The organism is Odoribacter sp. N54.MGS-14 (assembly GCF_000980295.1).
GTDB lineage: Bacteria > Bacteroidota > Bacteroidia > Bacteroidales > Marinifilaceae > Odoribacter > Odoribacter splanchnicus.
Window position 1 is genome coordinate 1 of sequence record NZ_LARL01000061.1, and the last position, 18,266, is coordinate 18,266.

Genomic DNA, 18,266 nt, shown 5'->3' on the forward strand with positions numbered 1-18,266 from the left:
CATGCTGATGGCAAGGCATCAGAAAATAGCTAAACTCTTTGACGAAGAATTTTGGGGTACGCAATGACGAAGTCAGGTGAGCATATTTTTCACTATTTTCCATCAGTTTGATACTGAAAGTAAGCCCGAATAAACGGGCAATCCAAACATAGAAACGAACTTTGCCTTTTTTAGGCCCTACTTCCTTTTGGGTATATGTTTTCAGGAGCTGGTAATGTCCTGATTCTTCTGCTGCTAGCTCGGTTAATATCCGGCGGTTATTTTCATTTTTTTGTAAAAGTGATAGTTGATGGTAGATATGGTGTTCGGTGATTTCATTAGTTTGAAATGCTAATAACTGTTTGGTTTCCTGGGAAGTTAAAGCGGGCATCATTTATGGGTGTGGTTAAGTAAAAAACGTTTCGTTATGTTACGGTATTCCATGAGCCAGGTTACAAAAAAAAGCGAAGACCATGCTTCGCTTTTTATATCCGATCAGGTAAAGACTACATAATAAAGTGATCACTGATAGAACGGTGTTCAACGACATTCCGGATTGTTTCTGCAAACATGTCGGCAACAGAAATCACTTTGATTTTACTGCATTCCTGGTGTAAAGGAATAGAATCCGTAAATATAACTTCGTCTAAAGCTGATTTTTCGATATTCTCATAGGCTTTTCCCGAAAGTACGGCGTGAGTAGCTACGGCTCTTACCGATAAAGCACCTTTCTCTTTCAGGATACTGGAAGCCTTACAGATAGTTCCGGCAGTATCGATCATATCGTCTACGATCACTACATTCTTACCTTCTACATCTCCGATTACTTTCATGTCGGCCACTTCATTCGGTCTTTCTCTGGTTTTGTGACAGATCACTAACCCTGAATCGAAGAATTTTGCCCATGAATTAGCACGTTTAGATCCGCCGATATCCGGTGAAGCAATAGCCAGATTCTCGAGTTTCAGAGAACGGATATAGGGAGCAAGTACCGTGGAACCATACAAATGGTCTACCGGAATATCGAAGAATCCCTGAATCTGATCTGCGTGTAAGTCCATCGTCATGATCCGGTCGACCCCAGCAGCACATAACAAATTGGCTACTAACTTAGCACCGATAGCTACCCGCGGACGGTCTTTTCTGTCCTGACGTGCAAAACCGAAATACGGAATGACAGCTACTACTTTATAGGCAGAAGCACGTTTAGCCGCATCGATCATCATTAATAACTCCATGAGGTTATCACTAGGCGGGAAAGTGGATTGTACGATAAAAACATGATCACCACGAACTGTTTCATCGTAAGAAGTCGCAAATTCTCCGTCACTGAAATGTAATAAAGTCTTTTGTCCGAGATCTAAATTCAACGATTTAGCAATTTTCTCAGCAATATACTTGCTGTTTTCCCCGGAAAAAATCTTAACTTCGGAAAGATCTGACATAATTTAGCCGTTTCAATATTTATGTTTTAAGACGCTGTAAAATCGAATTTCAGATATTATTACCCAACTCACTTGTGAGCTATTTCGCAACAAAAGTAAGTAATTAATTGAATATTAGAAATTGAAAATTGAAAATAATTTAGTCTGTAAAGGGAAATGCCTTTTTTGCCTTTTACCTTTTACTTTTTAGCTTTTCTTCTTATCTTTATACCGTTTGTGAAGAATTTCTAATTATTTAATTTCAATTTTCAACCTAACTATGGAAAAATTAAACCAATACATCGAGGAGAATAAGGAGCGGTTTCTGAATGAGCTGTTCGAGTTGATACGTATTCCTTCTATCTCATCTGAGGTAGAACACAAGCCCGATATGTATCGTTGTGCAGAAAAATGGAAATCCCTTTTACTGGCGGCCGGTGCCGATAAAGCCGAAGTTTATGAGACCGAAGGAAATCCGGTTACTTATGGCGAAAAAATCATCGATCCGTCTCTGCCGACTGTATTGGTATACGGACATATGGACGTTATGCCTGTCGATCCGGTGGAATTGTGGCATACGCAGCCTTTTGAACCCGTGATCAAAGACGGAAAGATCTGGGCTCGTGGTGCAGACGATGATAAAGGCCAATCGTTTATGCATGCTAAAGCTTTCGAATATATGGTGAAAACCGGTAATCTCAAGTGTAATGTGAAATTTATGCTGGAAGGTGAAGAAGAAATCGGTTCTCCGAGCTTGCCGAAATTCTGCCGGGATCACAAGGAGATGCTGAAAGCCGATGTTATTCTGGTTTCCGATACCAGTATGATAGCTCCCGACGTTCCTTCTATTACTACCGGTTTGAGAGGTTTGGCCTATTGGGAGGTGGAAATGGTCGGCCCGAATGCTGATTTACATTCCGGTATTTTCGGAGGTGCTGTGGCAAATCCGATCAATGTATTGTGTAAGATGATCGGAGATATGATCGATGACAAAGGACATATCACTATTCCCGGATTTTATGACGACGTATTGGAAGTCAGTGCAGATGAGCGGGCCAAAATGGCCAAAGCTCCGTTTAATCTGGAAGCTTACCAAAAATCTTTAGGTATAAAAGCCGTACATGGCGAAGAAGGATTCTCTACCAACGAGCGAACCGGTATTCGTCCCACATTCGATGTATGTGGTATTTGGGGAGGTTATACCGGAGAAGGGGCAAAAACAGTACTGCCTTCTGTGGCCCATGCAAAAATCAGTTGCCGTTTGGTTCCCAATCAAAAACACGATAAAATTGCTAAATTGTTCCAGGAATATTTCGAATCCATTGCTCCGGAATATGTGAAAGTGAAAGTAAGCTATCTGCATGGCGGACCGTCTTATGTTTGTCCGATAGATTTACCTGCATATAAAGCTGCAGAAAAAGCATATGAAGAAGTTTATGGAAAGCAACCGATACCGGTGCGCTCGGGAGGTAGTATTCCAATTATCGCTACTTTTGAAGAAGTGCTGGGAATCAAATCTATTTTGATGGGCTTCGGACTGGGAGCCGATGCTATCCATTCACCTAATGAGAATTATCCGTTAGAGCAGTTCTTTAACGGCATTCGTACTATTCCGTTATTCTACAAGCATTTTGTAGAAGATGGGCATTAATCTTCTTCATACTACTTAAATTGGCGGACCTATGTTTCTCTGACGGATTTTACTATCAGAATCGTAGGTCCGCTAATTTTTACCTGGGATTAGCCGATTCGCAAAGAATTGGCCGGATAGCATTTCTGATTTATCCTTATAGCGTGGTATAGACGAAAAAGCGGGTTCGTTTACCATTGGCAGGAATGGTCAGTTTTTGCAGATCCTGGGTTCCGGGATGATTGCCTGAGAACTTTAATTCGATATTGTTTTCACTGGCTTGTAGAGGAACACGGGCATAAGAAATCGAGTAGGGAAGGGTTTGCCAGTTGCGGGTATCTGCCTTCTCTGTAATTGCATTGGTCAGGCTGACGGCCAGACCGAGCCATTCATTTTGTTTGGAGGCTGCATATTTCAAGCCTTGTTTAATGCCTACCCGCAACAGCGAATTGGATAATTCCCTCAACATGCGGTCGTGCAGCGTTTTGAAGGCGATTTGATTGATGTCTTCGGCCATTTGTAAAGTATAGTTTTTCCCGTCATAGCTGATAACTCCTTGGGTGAAAGGACGCGGGCGTTCGACATATTTCGGGAATACGACCCGGACTACATCGATGTTTGCCAGGGAATTGCGGTCGTTTTCACTATATCCGTTTCCCCAGAAGAAAGGAAAGGTCAAACCGAGTTCTTCGTTGTGAAATACGATAACCCCGTCTCCTTTATCGATTTTGGTAAAAGTAATTCCCCATTCTGCTTTGACCGGCCCGAAACCGTTCAGCCAAAAAAATACTAATTGTCCGTTGGCCGGGAGCGGAGCCGGGGTATATTTCTGTTGGAATTCTTTTTCATACCCGGCTAACTCTTGGGTGAGTCCCGATTGATAGGCTGTACGCAGCAAGTCTTTTTTTAATTGTTCGGGAGCAGCTAACCCGAAATTTTTTAAATAGTCGGTTTGATAGGTGTTATAAGCATTCCGGTAGGCGATGAAAGCATTATTGTAATCTCCTGCAGCATCGTATATCAAGCCCATCAGTAATTGGGCAAATGCATCCCGTTGATAACGGTTTTTATGATCCGGGTATTTGTCATTTAATTGCTGTAGACGAATATTGATTTTACGTACTTCTACCAAAGCATCTTCCATATTATTCAACTGAAGGTAGTTCAGAGCCTTGTAAAAGTTAATCATGATCACTTCGAAATCTTCCGGGCGATAAGGACGGATTTCCGGATTCGAGATCAATACGGCAGCTTCTGTCAGCAGATTACGTTGTTGGTCTTCGGTCAGCTGTTCGGCGATTTCGAAAGCTTGATTACTCTTTTCGTAATGGCCTAACATAAATTCGACATAACCTTGATTCAGGTAATACAGTATTTTGTTTTTATCCCGGGCTTGTTTTTTATCCTTTTGCAGGAGTTTTTCAGCTTGCTCGAACTCGCCTTTACTTACAGCATCCTGAAATGCGGCTGTGCGTTGATACCAGGTGGCACAACTTGAAACGATCCAACAAAGGAATAGGACGATACAAAACCGGAATTTCATTATTTAGAGTTTTTGATTTGCGACTTACGATGTATAACGTTACAGCTAACTGTACGTAAGTGATCGATCGAAAACCGCAAATCTAAAATTAATATCTGGGTGGCCTTTCTCTTACAGGGCTCTGTCGCTAACTTGTTTTTTGATTTTCTTATCTCCCATCCAAACCACTTCGTTCGTTTCCAGGTTGGTCAGTTCCAGATCTACCTGATAATAGACAACCTGTTCTTTTTTGTAGCTGTCGACGATGCTATTGATGGTTCCTTGCAACATGAAATCGGCACCCAATTCCAGTCCCCATTTTTTAGCTGTCTCCGGCGAAGTATAACCTTGGTTTTGTTCGTCCCGTTCGGTACGTAATTCCTGCCGTTTTTCCCCGGCTTGTACAAGCCGGACACTTCCGTTTTTAATGATTGCTTTCTCTATGTCTTTGATGAAAGTCTCCGAATTGATGTGCTCATGGCTCTTGTTGGTAACTGTTCCGACAACAACTACCGGACGTTTATTGTTGTGCTGGCTCTCATAAACCGGCAACCAGCGAGCTCCAAGAAGATCGTCTATCATCTCGGCTGAAACCAGTTGTGAGTCCGTATCGTTCCAGCGACCGCTTAAATCGATGACTTCGTTCGTATTGACACGGGATACTTTACGTGTGGCACAACTGCTGAAGGCAATTGCCAGTGCGAATACTATCGTTACAGTGAAAATCTTTCTCATAATATATTTGTTTTAGTTTTTGATTTATCAATCAATTCTTATGCCAGAATGAGAGAATAAAATTTGTATATCTATTCTGCTAATGTTTTAGCGGCTCTGGCGAGCATAATTCCACTTTGGGAATCGATCCCTTCCATATATTCCTGGAGGGGAAGGGAACTAATCATCACTTGCTTACCCTTGCTGGAAGCGTGCAATAGATAAGTCTTACCTTCTTTTTTCCAGGCAAAACCCAAATGAGAGGTGTCCAACCCTTTTATATGTGTTGTGATCAGGATGATATCTCCATTTTTTATTTTATTACAAGCTTCATTAATCTTATCTTTTGGAATATAATAATACGTCCTTTGATTTATTGCTGTTTCAATGGTTTTGATCTTTTTAAGTAAGCTTGAGTCTTTTTGGAGTTGTGGATATTTCTGACTGTGTTCCGACATAAAGCAGATTTGCTTGGAATAAGGGATCCCGCCGGCAAATTGTGTAATATCGGTCAGCAAATGAGCTTGTTGCATTTCATATAACCAATCTGAAGAATAGTGTAAACGGGAAGTATAGTCGACGATCTCTGCATTCCGGTATCTGAGCCGGATAATATTTTGCACGAAAGCCTCTGTCGATTGTTGATTATATTGTTCCAAAAATGCCAAAGCAAGGACATTTTCCACGAACGTCACACAATCTAATTCGTGTAGATTGATAACCGGCAGTTCCTCCCGGGTGACGTTCAAAGTATTGCTTTGATAAGGAGTCCCTAAAAAAAAACGGGCGATAGAAGGGATTCTTTCATTTACAGGAAGATTGCCCAAGCGATGTTCTTCTGCATATTTCCAAAAAGAATTTAATACTTTCTGATCGGACGAAGAGAGGCGGTAAGCCTCACAACTGTAACTAGAAAGGAACAAAAATAAGAAAAGATGTAAAATTAGCCGGATCATATTTGAATAGTTCTTATCGGTATTTCTAACTACAAAGTTAGAATATTCTGCATTATCCCGGAACTACTTTCCCAATTAATTCTATCCATAAAAAGGGATTTTCATAATTGCAGAATAATTTTTAAGTTTGTGGTGAAATGGTAGTTAGAGCGGTAGATTTTAATTATATTACAAATAAATAATTTCTTTACACAAATGAAAAGAATCATTTTTGCCTTATGCTTATTGATTGCAGTGACGTCGTGTGTATCTAAAAAGAAGTATATGGTTGCTGAAAACGGTCGGTTGGCAGCTTTAAGCCGTGAACGGGTACTGAACAGAAATTTGGGACAACAGAAAGATGAGATTGCAAAATTGAAGCAACAGATCACTGACCTGATGAGTGATACGACTCGTTTAGGTCAAGCCATCCGCGATTATCGAAAATCATTGTATTCCAATCTGTCCGAACAGGAAAAACTGAATATGTTACTGAAGGAAAAAATGGAGAAACTGGCCGAACGGGAAGCTACCATCAATAAATTACAGGCCGAAGTCGATGCGCAAAACGCACGTCTTCAAAGTTTATTGAATAGTGTCAAGGATGCTTTACTTGGATTTAGCTCGGATGAATTGACCGTGACCGAAAAGAATGGGAAAATATATGTGGCTATGTCGGATAAGCTGTTGTTCGAGTCGGGGAGTGCACAGGTCAACAAACAGGGTAAAGAAGCGTTGGGTAAATTAGCGGAAGTGCTGAAAAAACAGCATGATATCGATGTTTTCATCGAGGGGCATACCGATAACAAACCCATTAAAACCGTGCAATTTAAAGATAATTGGGATTTAAGTGTCGTACGTGCTACTTCTGTCGTACGTATTCTGACCAAAGATTATGGGGTGAATCCTTTACAGATTTTACCTTGCGGCCGGGGGGAGTTTATGCCGGTGGACAATAACGAAAGTGTAGAGGGACGGGCACACAACCGGCGTACCGAAATCATCATGGCGCCGAAATTGGATAAGCTGATGGATATATTGAAATAAAAGGTAAAAGGTATAAGGTGATATTTTTCAACCTTTTACCTTTTATTTTACACCTTCTATCTTTTCTATATTGCTGCAGTAAACTGCTCCAGAAAACGAATATCATTCTCAAAGAACAAGCGTAAATCTTTGATGCCGTATTTTAACATTGTGATACGCTCGATACCCATTCCAAGAGCAAAACCGGTATATTTTTCCTTATCGATTCCATTTAATTCCAATACGTTGGGATCGACCATTCCACAACCCAAAATTTCCAGCCAGCCGGTACCTTTACACACATTACATCCTTCTCCATGACACAACGAACAGGAAACATCCATTTCTGCCGAAGGTTCGGTAAATGGGAAGTAAGACGGTCTCAGCCGGATTCGGGTTTCCGGACCGAAAAGTTCTTTGGCAAAATAAGTCAGCGTCTGTTTTAAATCTGCAAAAGAAACATTTTCATCGATATAAAGCGCTTCGATCTGATGGAAAATACAATGTGCACGAGCTGAAATAGCTTCATTACGGAACACTCTTCCCGGCGTCACTAACCGGATGGGTAAGGAATGAGTTTCCATGTCGCGAACCTGTACCGAAGAAGTATGGGTATGCAATACGATATCCGGATTTTTCTCGATAAAGAAGGTATCTTGCATATCCCGGGCCGGGTGTTCTTCCGGAAAATTCAAGGCTGAAAAATTATGCCAATCGTCTTCTATTTCCGGACCTTCTGATATCGTGAAACCTAGTTTATTAAAAATAGCCAGAATTTCATTCTTTACGATGGACAATGGATGACGGCTTCCTAGCTTGATCAGGTCTCCCGGTAAAGTGAGATCCACACCGGTTTTACCCTGATCGGAATTACAAAGCTTTTCCTTTAACTCATTCACTTTATCTAAGGCTGCTGTTTTCAATTCGTTCAAAGTTTTTCCGATTTCTTTTTTTTGATCTGCCGGTACATTTTTGAAATCATCGAATAAAGCGGCAATGGTACCTTTCTTACTCAAATGCTTAATCCTGAATTGCTCAACCTCTGCAGGTGTGGTAGCGGTGAAGCTCCCGATCTCTGATATAATCTGCTTAATCTTGTCTAACATGGTAAAGGCTTTTGATTATCAAAGTCACAAAACTACTTTAATTAATTGAGAATTAAAAATTGAAAATTGAAATTTAGAATAGAATTCAATTTTTCATGGGGATGAATCTTTTTACAATAGGATAACACAGACAGCCTGCGATGCCGCCTGAAACATCTGCGACCAAATCCCACACATCCCCGCTTCGGTTGAAAAAATTGGCTTGCAATATTTCAATTCCTCCTCCGTAGATCAGTGCCACCAGGATGGCGATCAGATAGATCCGGCTTAGTTTTAAGCAACTATATTCCTCGAGTGGAAAGATTAAAAGAATGGATAAAACGAAATACATACCGAAATGAACTACCTTATCCAGATGAGGGATATTCCAGTGTGGATCAGGGATGTCATCACTGGGCATCGCACAGAGAATAAAAATAATCACGACCCATAAAATATTGGCCAGAATAAAAATATGGCGAAGTTTACTGCTCATATACATTGGCATTGGGGTTATTCGCTCAAAATTCTGACTTTTATTCTGACATCGGTGATAGGCCGGTCGTTTCCGTCTGTCGGAAGGGCGGCAATTTTATCGATTACCTCAAAACCTTCGATCACCTCTCCGAAAACAGTATATTCTTTATCCAAATGGTGTATACCTCCTTCGTTTATATAGGCATTCCGTTTTTCCTCCGGCATATAAATTTTGTTGGGATTGGCATTCCAGTCGAAAGCGATATCCTGTTTGATTTTCTCGGCAATTTCCCGGAATTCTTTTACTTTTTTCTGTTTTCGGAGGGTGTCCAGGATAGCTTTTTTCTCCGGAGTATAGTATTTTCGCTGAATAGCCCTTTTGATCGGAACATTTACTTGTTTTTCTATGATATCCAGTTCTTTGGGATCATACTTCCTACCCTGGACGATATAAAATTGGGAAATGTCCGATTCTTTGAAAAAATTAACCCGGTCGGGTTGGCGCGGTGCTGCTAATGCTCCTTTTTTGTGATAATGCTCCGGTTTGATTTCCGCATCGATAACGATCGGTTTACCGTACCCGATTGCAGCTCCCTTAATGGCTTTTTTACTATCCGACGAACCTCCCTGGATCACAAAATTTTTGATTACACGATAAAACAGACTGCCGTCATAGTGTCCGGCTTTGGCCAGACGGACGAAATTGTCCCGGTGGTTGGGGGTGTCGTTGTATAATTTTACAATCATGTTACCGAGATTCGTCTCGATAACCGCTTTTACTTCTTTTTCCTGAGCATATCCCATGTAAAAAAGACAGATTCCACATAATACACAAAAGAACTTTTTCATATTTTCTCCTTTCTTCATTTGGCAAGTTTATTCACCAGATATTTTACCGGGAAATAGGAGGCTGTATAGCCGATCGATAAGACGGCAAGCACGATGAGTAAAATATCTTCGAAAACAATTTTGACCGGATAGGCCGTGATGATATAGCTCCCGTCGCCGAGTGTGATCAATCCATATTTTTCCTGTAACAGACAGATGAGCGTCCCAAAGACGAGTCCAATGACTGCGCCGGCCATTGTGATAAGATTTCCTTCGGTTTTGAATACGGAAATGATTCTTTGATTTGTCATTCCCAGAGCTTTGTAAGTACCGAGGTCTTCTTTTTTATCCAGGATGAGCATCGAAATTGAACCGATAATGTTGAACGAAGCGATCAATAAGATAAACAGAAGAATCATAAAGACAGCCAGCTTTTCGGATTTCATCATAGCATAAAAGGCCTTGTTCAATTCGTATTTGTCTTCCAGACGATATGTTGTATCGGTGAAATCGGATAATTCTTTTTTTACTTCCGGGATCAGCTTACTGTCTTTCAGTTTAATTTCGATCTTCGAAATCTGATCGTTTATGCCGAAAAGACGTTGGGCGAATTCAAGATCTGTAAGTACATATTGACCTTCTATTTCTTGCTGGGAAGAAAAGAAAGCCGATGGGTACAGGTATGCTGTATTTAAAGCCGAAGCAGAAACTCCGGCATTTTTATCCGGATAATAAAATACCATAGGCGTTAGGAAATTGAGACCTATACCTAATTCTGCAGCCAGACCGTAACCGACAACCGATTTGTAGGTATCTCCGGTTTTGAGTTGAAAAGTACCTTGTATGATGTTATCCTCGAAATGGGTATTACGGGCATAGTCGTCGGCAACTCCTTTGATCGTTACCGGCGAAAGCTTGTCATCGTATTTTACGAGCGCTTTCTCTTCGACGATCTGATTGTAGTAGGCAACGGACGAATTATTGCGAAGTGCCTGATACAAAGAATCGTCGAAGTGGGAGAATTTACCTGTCAGAGGACTGATGACCAGATCGGGGGTGAAGCTGTCCGCACTCTTTTGTAATAACAGATCGATGCCATTGAAAACAGATAAGATGATTACCAATGCCGAAGTTCCGATAGCAACTCCAACGACACTGATGACCGAAATGATATTAATGGCATTCTGTTTCTTTTTGGAAAACAGATAGCGTTTGGCAATAAACAAAGACAGTTTCATTCCTGGATTGAATTGATGTCCGGTAACAAAGAGCGGTATCCGGATAGATGAATTATTTTAATAATTCGTCGATTTTGTCGATATAGTCCAGGCTGTCATCGACAAAGAAACGAAGTTCCGGCACGATGCGCATTTGTTTGCCGACTTTTTTCCCTAAAATAAACCGGATGCTTTTATTTTTTTCTTCCAGGCTTTTCATGACAGCCTCCACCCGTTCCGAAGGGAAAATACTGACATAAATCTTGGCATAAGAAAGGTCCGGACTGACCCGTACCGCTGTTACCGACAACATTGCTCCTTCTGTATATTCTTTACACTCCTGCTGAAACATCTCACTTAAATCTCTTTGAATCAGGCGTGCTACCTTATTTTGTCTTATCGAATCCATCGTATTTGAATTAAGTTGAAAAATTTTTCAACAAATATAGTATTTTTTCCTGATACTTTTATTACATTTGCATCCGCAAACGAGATGTAGCGCAGTTGGTAGCGCGCCACGTTCGGGACGTGGAGGCCGCTGGTTCAAGTCCAGTCATCTCGACAAAAAACAGGACGCACTGATTATCAGTGCGTTTTTTGTTTAAAGTTGATAAATCTACCCCTTAAACTATGATCCGGCCTTCATCGAAAATGAAAAATACCCGGTAGATATTTCCATGATACATAGTCCTTATTTCATAGAGGCTATCTCTGATAAATATGACGAATTTCGTACTAATTCTATTTCTGATCTGTAGAAGGTCAAGTATATAATGAACCTTCTTAGGCTCGGTCGCTGACAGGGTTTTCATGAGATTGTCATAATAATCTCCGAATGCTATTATTTCCCTTTTCATACAGCAAATATAGTGAAAAGTAAGTGCAATGACAGATGATAACTTTCCGGCAAATCATCGGTTTTTACATGCTTCCAATGCTGACGTTTTACCGCCAGATCAAAGATTTTGTATGTAAAGGGAAAAAATGTGTTTGGGTTTTGTTTTCAGGTAAAAATTGCTTAAATTAGCCTTAATCTTCTTATCCTTAAAATCATGCGTGGGTCTTGGGTATATAATTATTATTGCGATGAGAGCTGTCATCTTCAAAAAGATGGCAAACGGTTCATGGTATTGGGGTATATTGCGGCTCCTTTGCATAAAATAGAACAGATGAAGGGGGAGCTGAAAAGCTTGCGGGTGAAATATAAGAATACACTGGAAGTGAAATGGACTTATTTGAATGAGTGGAATTATCCGTTTTATGCGAAGTTGGTAGATTGGTTTTTCAAAAAAGGAGGGATACGATTCAGGGCGATTATCGTAGATAAAAGCCGGTATATTGCCGATAAATGTGATCATGATTACAATAAATTTTACTATCTGATGTATTATCAGTTGCTTTTTCATACTTTGGATCCGGTTTGGCATTATAATATTTATTTGGATATTAAAGATAATCTCAGCTCTTACCGGACTGAAAAGCTGAAAGACATACTGAATGTCAGGATGGAGATCATTGAAAAAATTCAGCATGTGCGTTCTCATGAACTGGATTTATTACAGCTGTGTGATTTATTTATCGGAGCCATTGCCTATAATCTGAATCAGACAGAGAAAGCGTCGGAAGCTAAAGTTCGATTCATAGAAAAGTTAAAAATCCGTACCCGGACGGATCTGGAAAGTACAACTTCAAAAAGAATTTCAAAATTCAACTTGTTTAGAATTCAGATTTGATATGCCCCTTAATCTGATCAAGACATATAATTCTCTTTTGGAATTGGATGCGTTCGATGAGGAGGAACGTAATGCATCGTTAATGGGCATTTTTAAAAGGGATTTTGTCGATTCGGGAAATTATTTCAGGCAAAAGAAGGTATTACCGACATTGTCACAAGGGAAAAATACTTTATCCATTTTTTTCAATCATTTGGTTACAATGGAAGATCGCTTGCATAGGGAGAGGATCTATGACCGGAATCGGGCGGTGAGGCTACATTGGATCAAATATCATCTTGAGGAAAGACAACCTGAACACTTGCAGGTGTTTTCCGTAAAAGACAAAGTAGCCATTCGTACTTACCTTTATGATGTACAGGAATCTTATGTTATCGTTCTGGAACCCCGGGGAGACAATCGGTATTATTTACTGACTGCCTATTATCTTTTGGGAAGAAACCGGTATAAAATTGAACATAAATTGAAACGTCGGCTGGCAAAAGTATATTGAGACGAAAAGCGATAAATACATCGATTTACCGCTTTCCGATTTCCTTCCTCCTTTGGAGGATGAACTTTCTACAAATATAAAATATTTATTGAATAAAGCCAATTCTTACCACCTGAATGTGAATCTTTTATAAATAGTACGAAAAGAAGGAGTGAGGTTTGGGAAAAAAAATTATTTTTACGTATCAAATGACATGTTTTATATTTTGATATTTTAAGGAATGGGAAAGATGTCATTTTTATTTCTTCTGTTTTCATTTTTTTTCTCGGAGAATGGGGGAGTGAAGATTGAAAAACAATTGTTGTACGATCGGCATACCTTGGAGGATAATTATGAATACAGGAAGGTGGAACGGAGTTTTCAGTGGGATAAGATTGCAGGGATGATAGATTCTTTGTTGAATTTTGAAAATCAGGCTAAAGAGTTCGGAGCTTTGAGTAATTATAAAAACCGGAACGGCCGTGCTCCATTGTCGGATTCGAGTCGGAAAGACGCTTATCGGGCTATCGAAGATAAATACGGGGTGAAAAGAGATCAATCCGTTCCATTTTATAAAACAGGGAACTGGGAAGTTCCCGAACGATATGGGCGTGATGGAGCGTTAGTATCGGTCATCCGTGATAGTGCGGGTTTTTTGTTGGTGACACCTTCTTCTTTCGGTGGTGAGTGGTGGGTACCTGAAAAATATGTAGATCGTTTGGGTGGGGCCGACTTTCGGAAGTTGATATTTATCGACCGGACGAATCAAAACCTGGCTACTTTGGAGCAGGGGGATTCTACCTGGTTGGTCAGGAGTATGAATCCGATAACGACAGGATTACATAGACCGCCCTATAAGAGAGAAACGCCTCCGGGAGTCTATGTCATTCGCCGTAAGCTGGAAGCGATGCCTTTTTTAAGGGACGGTTCCATTGAGCCCGGAGGATTTGCTCCATGGGCCAGCCGTTTTTCCGGAGGAGCCTACCTGCATGGAGTACCGGTAAATTATCCGGACTCCGTTGTTTTGGAGTATAGCGGTACGCTGGGGACAACTCCGCGTTCGCACATGTGTGTGAGAAATGCCACTTCTCATGCTAAATTCATTTACGATTGGGCCCCTATAAGTGAAGCATTGGTGATTGTATTTGATTAAAATAGGAAAAATGTATAAAGTAGTTATTCTAATTTTGAGTCTGGTGTGTGGGGTAAGAGTCGGAAAAGCTGTAGAAGCTTTACCGGAAACTACGGTGGCCTCTAGTTTTCAGTTGTATCAGGAATTGGGGTTGAGGGGAGAAGTGAATTTTCCTGCATTCGAACAGGCACTCAAAGGATTTTCCCGATATGCTTCCGGACAAGACCGCTTGTTGGTACTGATCGATTATACCAAACCTTCCACGGAGAAGCGGTTTTATATTTTAGATCTTTTGCAAAAAAAACTTTTACTGAGTACTTATGTGGCTCATGGCAGAGGAAGTGGGGATAATTATGCCGTGGCTTTTTCCAATAGGCCCGGTTCGTATCAAAGTTCCCTGGGATTTTTTCGTACCGGTGATACTTATATGGGAAAAAATGGTTACTCTTTATTTTTAGATGGTTTGGAAAAAGGAATTAACGATAAAGCGAGGGAACGTGCTATTGTTGTGCACGGGGCTAATTATGCAGATCCTGCTGTCTTGAAAGGCCAGCAGCGTCTCGGTCGCAGTCTGGGTTGTCCCGCCTTACCACCGGATATCAGTAAGCAGGTCATCGATACTATCAAAGGTGGGGTATTGCTCTATATTTACGGATTGAACAAAGCTTGAGGTATATTTACTCTTTTCCGAGGTCGTTTTCGCACTAGGATTCTAACCAGAAGGTCCGGAGGATCTTATCTCGACAGAATTTCCGATTCTTTCAGCAAGGCAAGAGGAATGCTGAACAACGGGAAACTATAATTATTCTGCTTTTAAGTCGTTCGAAATTTATAGAAATAGAATGAAACCGGGCAATGGTCCGGGATGAAAAGTGATGCGATGAGACGATAAAATTAAAGCTATTGTGCCGGATTGTCGGATATTGAGTTAACTTACTGTGTGTGAAATCGTAATAATTTTTAAGTCACACCTTTTAATTGTCGATTAATTCACTTAGATTTGCACGAATTTTAAAAACCTAATATTATCGATTTCAACGCATAGAAATGAGAAAATGGAGTATTGACGATTCAGCAGAACTGTACAATATCAACGGTTGGGGGCTGAACTATTTTTCGATTAACGAAAAAGGGCATGTTGCTGTAACACCTAAAACGGATGGACCTTCGATCGATCTGAAAGAATTGATGGAGGAGTTACAGGTTCGTGATGTGGAAGCCCCGGTACTTTTGCGATTCCCGGATATCCTGGATAATCGGATCGAGAAAATTTCTAATTGTTTTCAGGCTGCTGCTCGGGAATATGGCTATTCGGCTAAGAATTTCATTATCTATCCGATCAAGGTCAATCAAATGCGTCCTGTCGTTGAAGAGATTGTCAGTCATGGGAATAAATTCAATATCGGTTTGGAAGCAGGCTCGAAGCCAGAGTTGCATGCGGTACTTTCGATCGATATCGATGATGAGGCCATGATCATTTGTAATGGATATAAAGATGAAAGTTATATCGAACTGGCTTTGCTGGCTCAAAAAATGGGGAAACGGATTTTTTTGGTGGTGGAGAAATTGATGGAGCTGAAAACCATCGCTCGTTTGGCTAAGAAAATGAATGTGAAACCGAATATCGGAATCCGGATCAAGCTGGCTAGTTCAGGGAGTGGTAAATGGGAAGAATCAGGAGGAGATGTAAGTAAGTTCGGGGTAAATTCCAGTGAACTTTTGGACGCTCTCGATATTCTTGAAAAAAATAAGATGGCCGATTCTCTTCAGCTGATTCATTTTCATATAGGCAGTCAGGTGACCAATATCCGTCGTATAAAGACAGCTCTGAAAGAAGCTTCTCAGTTTTATGTGGAGTTGAAACGGATGGGATATAACATTAATTTTGTAGACATAGGAGGCGGATTGGGAGTAGATTATGACGGTACCCGTTCAGCGACATCGAATAGTATGAATTATTCTATTCAGGAATATGTCAATGATGCCGTTTCTTCTATTGTCGATGCTTGCGAAAAGAATGAATTGCCGCAGCCGAATATCATTACCGAGTCGGGACGTTCCTTGACGGCCCATCATTCGGTATTGGTTTTTGAAGCCTTGGCCAGTACCAGTCTTCCGGCTTTCGATGAAAATGAAGATTTGGCAGAAGATGCTCACGAGCTGGTGAAGGAACTATATGATTTGTGGGAAAATCTCAATCAGCCCCGTTTGTTGGAAACTTGGCACGATGCTTTGCAATGCCGTGAAGATGCTTTGAACTTATTTAATCTGGGCCTGATCGATTTGCGTACCCGTGCACAGGTAGAACGGCTTTTCTGGTCCGTTGCCCGTGAAGTATACGAGATGGCCGAAGCGACAAAACATGCTCCCGACGAGTTAAAAAAGATTGCGAAGATGTTACCGGATAAATATTTTTGTAATTTCTCACTTTTCCAATCCTTACCCGATTCCTGGGCGATCGACCAGATTTTTCCCATTATGCCGATTTCCCGGTTGAACGAACAGCCTACAAAGTCGGCTACAATTCAGGATATTACCTGTGATTCAGATGGGAAAATCAATAATTTTATTTCTACCCGTAATTTTTCCTATCACCTGCCGGTACATGAATTGAGCAATAAAGAACCCTATTATTTCGGAGTATTCCTGGTTGGAGCTTATCAGGAAATTTTAGGGGATTTGCATAATTTGTTCGGTGATACCAATGCTGTGCATATCAAAGTGAAAAACGGTGAATATGTGATCGATAAAATTATTGAAGGAGAAACAGTTGCTGACGTTCTCGAGTATGTGCAATTTACTCCTAAACGGATGGCTCGTACCGTTGAAGTATGGGCGACGACTTCTGTCAAAAAAGGGATCATTTCTCCTGAGGAGGGAAGGGAATTCTTATCCAATTACCGATCCGGTTTGTATGGATATACTTATTTAGAATAATAATAAGCCGCTTTCCAGCGGCTTTTTAATTAAATCGTAATATGAAGACAGAAAAAGAGAAAATGCAGGCAGGGGAGACTTATTATGCTTTCGATCCGGAGTTAATGAAGTTGCACCGTGACTGTTTGAAATGGGTGGAAGAATATAACCGGACTTATTTCCGGGATTATACTCAAGGAGGTGAATTACTTCGTAAATTTTTACCGAATGCCCATCCTTCTTTAGTGATACAGGCTCCTTTTTGGTGTGATTTCGGATTCAATATTTACGGAGGTGAGAATGGTTTTATTAATTATAACTGTACGATTCTCGATACGGCCCGGATTTATTTGGGGAAAAATATACTGATCGGCCCGAATGTACAATTATATGCTCCGATGCACCCGATCGATTATCGGGAACGCGCAACAGGAGCCGAACATGGCGAGCCCATTACAATCGGCGATGATTGTTGGATAGGAGGAGGAGCTGTGATTTGTCCCGGGGTGACGATCGGGGACCGTTGTATCGTTGCAGCAGGGGCTGTAGTAACTAAAGATGTGCCCGACGATTCAATGGTAGGAGGAAGTCCTGCCCGAATCATTCGGAAATTGGCCTGATAAAGGGGAAGTCTGGTTTGGAAGGGGAGCATTTACTAAACATGAAGATAAGGATTCGCTTTGTTGTAATCTTCTTTTTTTTCCGAAGTTCGCTTCATAATAGGTATATAATAGCAGGATGGTTATGATAATAATCACAATCCATAAATCTTTATGTTTTCTTTTTCCCTTAAACTGAAATCTCATATTTCTTAATTTTTATTTCCAATTAAAACGGATGTTTTTTTGGTGGTCGTTTGGGAAAAATTTTGGAACTTTTATGAATCTCTTAATAAGAGTTGATAGTCAGATGATTATAAAGTATAAAACAAAAAAAACACCCCTGAAAAGAGGTGGTATAATATAATGAATTTAAACGTCCGTTTATTTTTAATAGAACAGCTTGATTTTGTTTGTATAATGATGTAAAATTATATTTTAATTTCAGATGTACAAAATATTATTTTTTTCTTCTATAAAGTACCTTGGTATTTCTTACTTAGGGACATTCAGTAAATACTATAAAATCAGCCAACTAATTCATACATAAAATGTTGCGAATTAGTTGGCTTTTTTG

At 40.4% G+C, this 18,266-nt stretch carries 19 protein-coding genes and 1 tRNA gene; 9 read left to right on the forward strand and 11 right to left on the reverse strand.

From position 1 onward, the window contains the following. On the reverse strand, nucleotides 1-373 hold a 373-nt coding region (locus WS42_RS11415), incomplete at its 3' end, for a ferritin family protein (RefSeq protein ID WP_502685717.1). 112 nt (nucleotides 374-485) lie between these two features. Further along, nucleotides 486-1,424: a ribose-phosphate pyrophosphokinase gene (locus tag WS42_RS11420; RefSeq protein WP_013612817.1), complete on the reverse strand. Its 939-nt coding sequence runs from the start codon at nucleotides 1,422-1,424 to the stop codon at nucleotides 486-488. Nucleotides 1,425-1,683: 259 nt separating this feature from the next. Here WS42_RS11420 and WS42_RS11425 point away from each other — a divergent pair, with 259 nt between their 5' ends. Next, nucleotides 1,684-3,054, forward strand: a complete 1,371-nt coding sequence (locus WS42_RS11425; RefSeq protein WP_046451121.1) for a dipeptidase — start codon at nucleotides 1,684-1,686, stop codon at nucleotides 3,052-3,054. Between the two features lie 136 nt (nucleotides 3,055-3,190). Here the strand turns inward: WS42_RS11425 and WS42_RS11430 are convergent, their stop codons facing one another. The 3 genes from WS42_RS11430 to WS42_RS11440 all read right to left on the reverse strand — a co-directional run bounded on the left by WS42_RS11430 (nucleotide 3,191) and on the right by WS42_RS11440 (nucleotide 6,225). After that, complete coding sequence (locus WS42_RS11430; protein WP_046403335.1) at nucleotides 3,191-4,576, reverse strand: COG3014 family protein; 1,386 nt, start codon at nucleotides 4,574-4,576, stop codon at nucleotides 3,191-3,193. Between the two features lie 111 nt (nucleotides 4,577-4,687). Next, on the reverse strand, nucleotides 4,688-5,290 hold the full coding sequence (lpoB, locus tag WS42_RS11435; RefSeq protein ID WP_013612814.1) for a penicillin-binding protein activator LpoB: 603 nt from the start codon (nucleotides 5,288-5,290) through the stop codon (nucleotides 4,688-4,690). Between the two features lie 71 nt (nucleotides 5,291-5,361). Beyond that, the gene (locus WS42_RS11440; RefSeq protein ID WP_013612813.1) at nucleotides 5,362-6,225 is read right to left on the reverse strand and encodes an N-acetylmuramoyl-L-alanine amidase-like domain-containing protein; all 864 of its coding nucleotides are present in this window, start codon (nucleotides 6,223-6,225) and stop codon (nucleotides 5,362-5,364) included. Nucleotides 6,226-6,420: 195 nt separating this feature from the next. Here WS42_RS11440 and WS42_RS11445 point away from each other — a divergent pair, with 195 nt between their 5' ends. Beyond that, a complete protein-coding gene (locus WS42_RS11445) occupies nucleotides 6,421-7,251 on the forward strand; it encodes an OmpA family protein (RefSeq protein ID WP_013612812.1) in 831 nt (276 codons plus the stop codon). Between the two features lie 65 nt (nucleotides 7,252-7,316). Here the strand turns inward: WS42_RS11445 and pheS are convergent, their stop codons facing one another. The 5 genes from pheS to rbfA form a co-directional block, all read right to left on the reverse strand. Continuing rightward, complete coding sequence (gene pheS / locus WS42_RS11450; RefSeq protein ID WP_013612811.1) at nucleotides 7,317-8,336, reverse strand: phenylalanine--tRNA ligase subunit alpha; 1,020 nt, start codon at nucleotides 8,334-8,336, stop codon at nucleotides 7,317-7,319. A gap of 85 nt (nucleotides 8,337-8,421) precedes the next feature. Then, nucleotides 8,422-8,811, reverse strand: coding sequence for a VanZ family protein (locus WS42_RS11455; protein ID WP_022160795.1), 390 nt, complete (start codon nucleotides 8,809-8,811; stop codon nucleotides 8,422-8,424). Nucleotides 8,812-8,828: 17 nt separating this feature from the next. After that, the gene (locus WS42_RS11460) at nucleotides 8,829-9,659 is read right to left on the reverse strand and encodes a peptidylprolyl isomerase (RefSeq protein WP_013612809.1); all 831 of its coding nucleotides are present in this window, start codon (nucleotides 9,657-9,659) and stop codon (nucleotides 8,829-8,831) included. Continuing rightward, a complete protein-coding gene (locus WS42_RS11465; protein ID WP_013612808.1) occupies nucleotides 9,656-10,858 on the reverse strand; it encodes an ABC transporter permease in 1,203 nt (400 codons plus the stop codon). Before WS42_RS11465 ends, WS42_RS11460 begins: the two co-directional genes overlap by 4 nt. 52 nt (nucleotides 10,859-10,910) lie before the next feature. Continuing rightward, nucleotides 10,911-11,246, reverse strand: coding sequence for a 30S ribosome-binding factor RbfA (gene rbfA, locus WS42_RS11470; protein ID WP_013612807.1), 336 nt, complete (start codon nucleotides 11,244-11,246; stop codon nucleotides 10,911-10,913). A gap of 80 nt (nucleotides 11,247-11,326) precedes the next feature. Between rbfA and WS42_RS11475 the strand changes: the two genes are divergently transcribed. Next, nucleotides 11,327-11,399 (forward strand) — tRNA-Pro (locus tag WS42_RS11475). A 61-nt stretch (nucleotides 11,400-11,460) separates the two neighbouring features. Here WS42_RS11475 and WS42_RS15765 read toward each other — a convergent pair. Beyond that, on the reverse strand, nucleotides 11,461-11,694 hold the full coding sequence (locus WS42_RS15765; protein ID WP_046451122.1) for a type II toxin-antitoxin system RelE/ParE family toxin: 234 nt from the start codon (nucleotides 11,692-11,694) through the stop codon (nucleotides 11,461-11,463). A gap of 195 nt (nucleotides 11,695-11,889) precedes the next feature. Here WS42_RS15765 and WS42_RS11485 point away from each other — a divergent pair, with 195 nt between their 5' ends. From WS42_RS11485 to WS42_RS11510, 6 genes are all read left to right on the forward strand, one after another. Beyond that, nucleotides 11,890-12,570: a DUF3800 domain-containing protein gene (locus tag WS42_RS11485; RefSeq protein ID WP_022160793.1), complete on the forward strand. Its 681-nt coding sequence runs from the start codon at nucleotides 11,890-11,892 to the stop codon at nucleotides 12,568-12,570. Between the two features lies 1 nt (nucleotide 12,571). Further along, the gene (locus WS42_RS11490; RefSeq protein WP_022160792.1) at nucleotides 12,572-13,063 is read left to right on the forward strand and encodes a hypothetical protein; all 492 of its coding nucleotides are present in this window, start codon (nucleotides 12,572-12,574) and stop codon (nucleotides 13,061-13,063) included. A gap of 220 nt (nucleotides 13,064-13,283) precedes the next feature. Beyond that, nucleotides 13,284-14,195: a L,D-transpeptidase gene (locus WS42_RS11495; RefSeq protein ID WP_229041792.1), complete on the forward strand. Its 912-nt coding sequence runs from the start codon at nucleotides 13,284-13,286 to the stop codon at nucleotides 14,193-14,195. A 10-nt stretch (nucleotides 14,196-14,205) separates the two neighbouring features. Beyond that, the gene (locus WS42_RS11500) at nucleotides 14,206-14,844 is read left to right on the forward strand and encodes a murein L,D-transpeptidase catalytic domain family protein (RefSeq protein ID WP_013612758.1); all 639 of its coding nucleotides are present in this window, start codon (nucleotides 14,206-14,208) and stop codon (nucleotides 14,842-14,844) included. A gap of 377 nt (nucleotides 14,845-15,221) precedes the next feature. Further along, complete coding sequence (speA, locus tag WS42_RS11505) at nucleotides 15,222-17,111, forward strand: biosynthetic arginine decarboxylase (RefSeq protein ID WP_013612757.1); 1,890 nt, start codon at nucleotides 15,222-15,224, stop codon at nucleotides 17,109-17,111. A gap of 41 nt (nucleotides 17,112-17,152) precedes the next feature. Continuing rightward, complete coding sequence (locus WS42_RS11510; protein ID WP_013612756.1) at nucleotides 17,153-17,710, forward strand: sugar O-acetyltransferase; 558 nt, start codon at nucleotides 17,153-17,155, stop codon at nucleotides 17,708-17,710. Nucleotides 17,711-18,266 lie beyond the last annotated feature (556 nt).

Coding starts and splice junctions, on each gene's coding strand:
- WS42_RS15765 (WP_046451122.1), bottom strand. CDS start 11,694: ATGAAAAGGGAAATAATAGCATTCGGAGATTATTATGACAATCTCATG.
- WS42_RS11510 (WP_013612756.1), top strand. CDS start 17,153: ATGAAGACAGAAAAAGAGAAAATGCAGGCAGGGGAGACTTATTATGCT.
- WS42_RS11495 (WP_229041792.1), top strand. CDS start 13,284: ATGGGAAAGATGTCATTTTTATTTCTTCTGTTTTCATTTTTTTTCTCG.
- lpoB (WP_013612814.1), bottom strand. CDS start 5,290: ATGAGAAAGATTTTCACTGTAACGATAGTATTCGCACTGGCAATTGCC.
- WS42_RS11490 (WP_022160792.1), top strand. CDS start 12,572: ATGCCCCTTAATCTGATCAAGACATATAATTCTCTTTTGGAATTGGAT.
- WS42_RS11440 (WP_013612813.1), bottom strand. CDS start 6,225: ATGATCCGGCTAATTTTACATCTTTTCTTATTTTTGTTCCTTTCTAGT.
- WS42_RS11485 (WP_022160793.1), top strand. CDS start 11,890: ATGCGTGGGTCTTGGGTATATAATTATTATTGCGATGAGAGCTGTCAT.
- WS42_RS11420 (WP_013612817.1), bottom strand. CDS start 1,424: ATGTCAGATCTTTCCGAAGTTAAGATTTTTTCCGGGGAAAACAGCAAG.
- WS42_RS11465 (WP_013612808.1), bottom strand. CDS start 10,858: ATGAAACTGTCTTTGTTTATTGCCAAACGCTATCTGTTTTCCAAAAAG.
- WS42_RS11455 (WP_022160795.1), bottom strand. CDS start 8,811: ATGAGCAGTAAACTTCGCCATATTTTTATTCTGGCCAATATTTTATGG.
- WS42_RS11500 (WP_013612758.1), top strand. CDS start 14,206: ATGTATAAAGTAGTTATTCTAATTTTGAGTCTGGTGTGTGGGGTAAGA.
- speA (WP_013612757.1), top strand. CDS start 15,222: ATGAGAAAATGGAGTATTGACGATTCAGCAGAACTGTACAATATCAAC.
- pheS (WP_013612811.1), bottom strand. CDS start 8,336: ATGTTAGACAAGATTAAGCAGATTATATCAGAGATCGGGAGCTTCACC.
- WS42_RS11460 (WP_013612809.1), bottom strand. CDS start 9,659: ATGAAGAAAGGAGAAAATATGAAAAAGTTCTTTTGTGTATTATGTGGA.
- WS42_RS11445 (WP_013612812.1), top strand. CDS start 6,421: ATGAAAAGAATCATTTTTGCCTTATGCTTATTGATTGCAGTGACGTCG.
- rbfA (WP_013612807.1), bottom strand. CDS start 11,246: ATGGATTCGATAAGACAAAATAAGGTAGCACGCCTGATTCAAAGAGAT.
- WS42_RS11425 (WP_046451121.1), top strand. CDS start 1,684: ATGGAAAAATTAAACCAATACATCGAGGAGAATAAGGAGCGGTTTCTG.
- WS42_RS11430 (WP_046403335.1), bottom strand. CDS start 4,576: ATGAAATTCCGGTTTTGTATCGTCCTATTCCTTTGTTGGATCGTTTCA.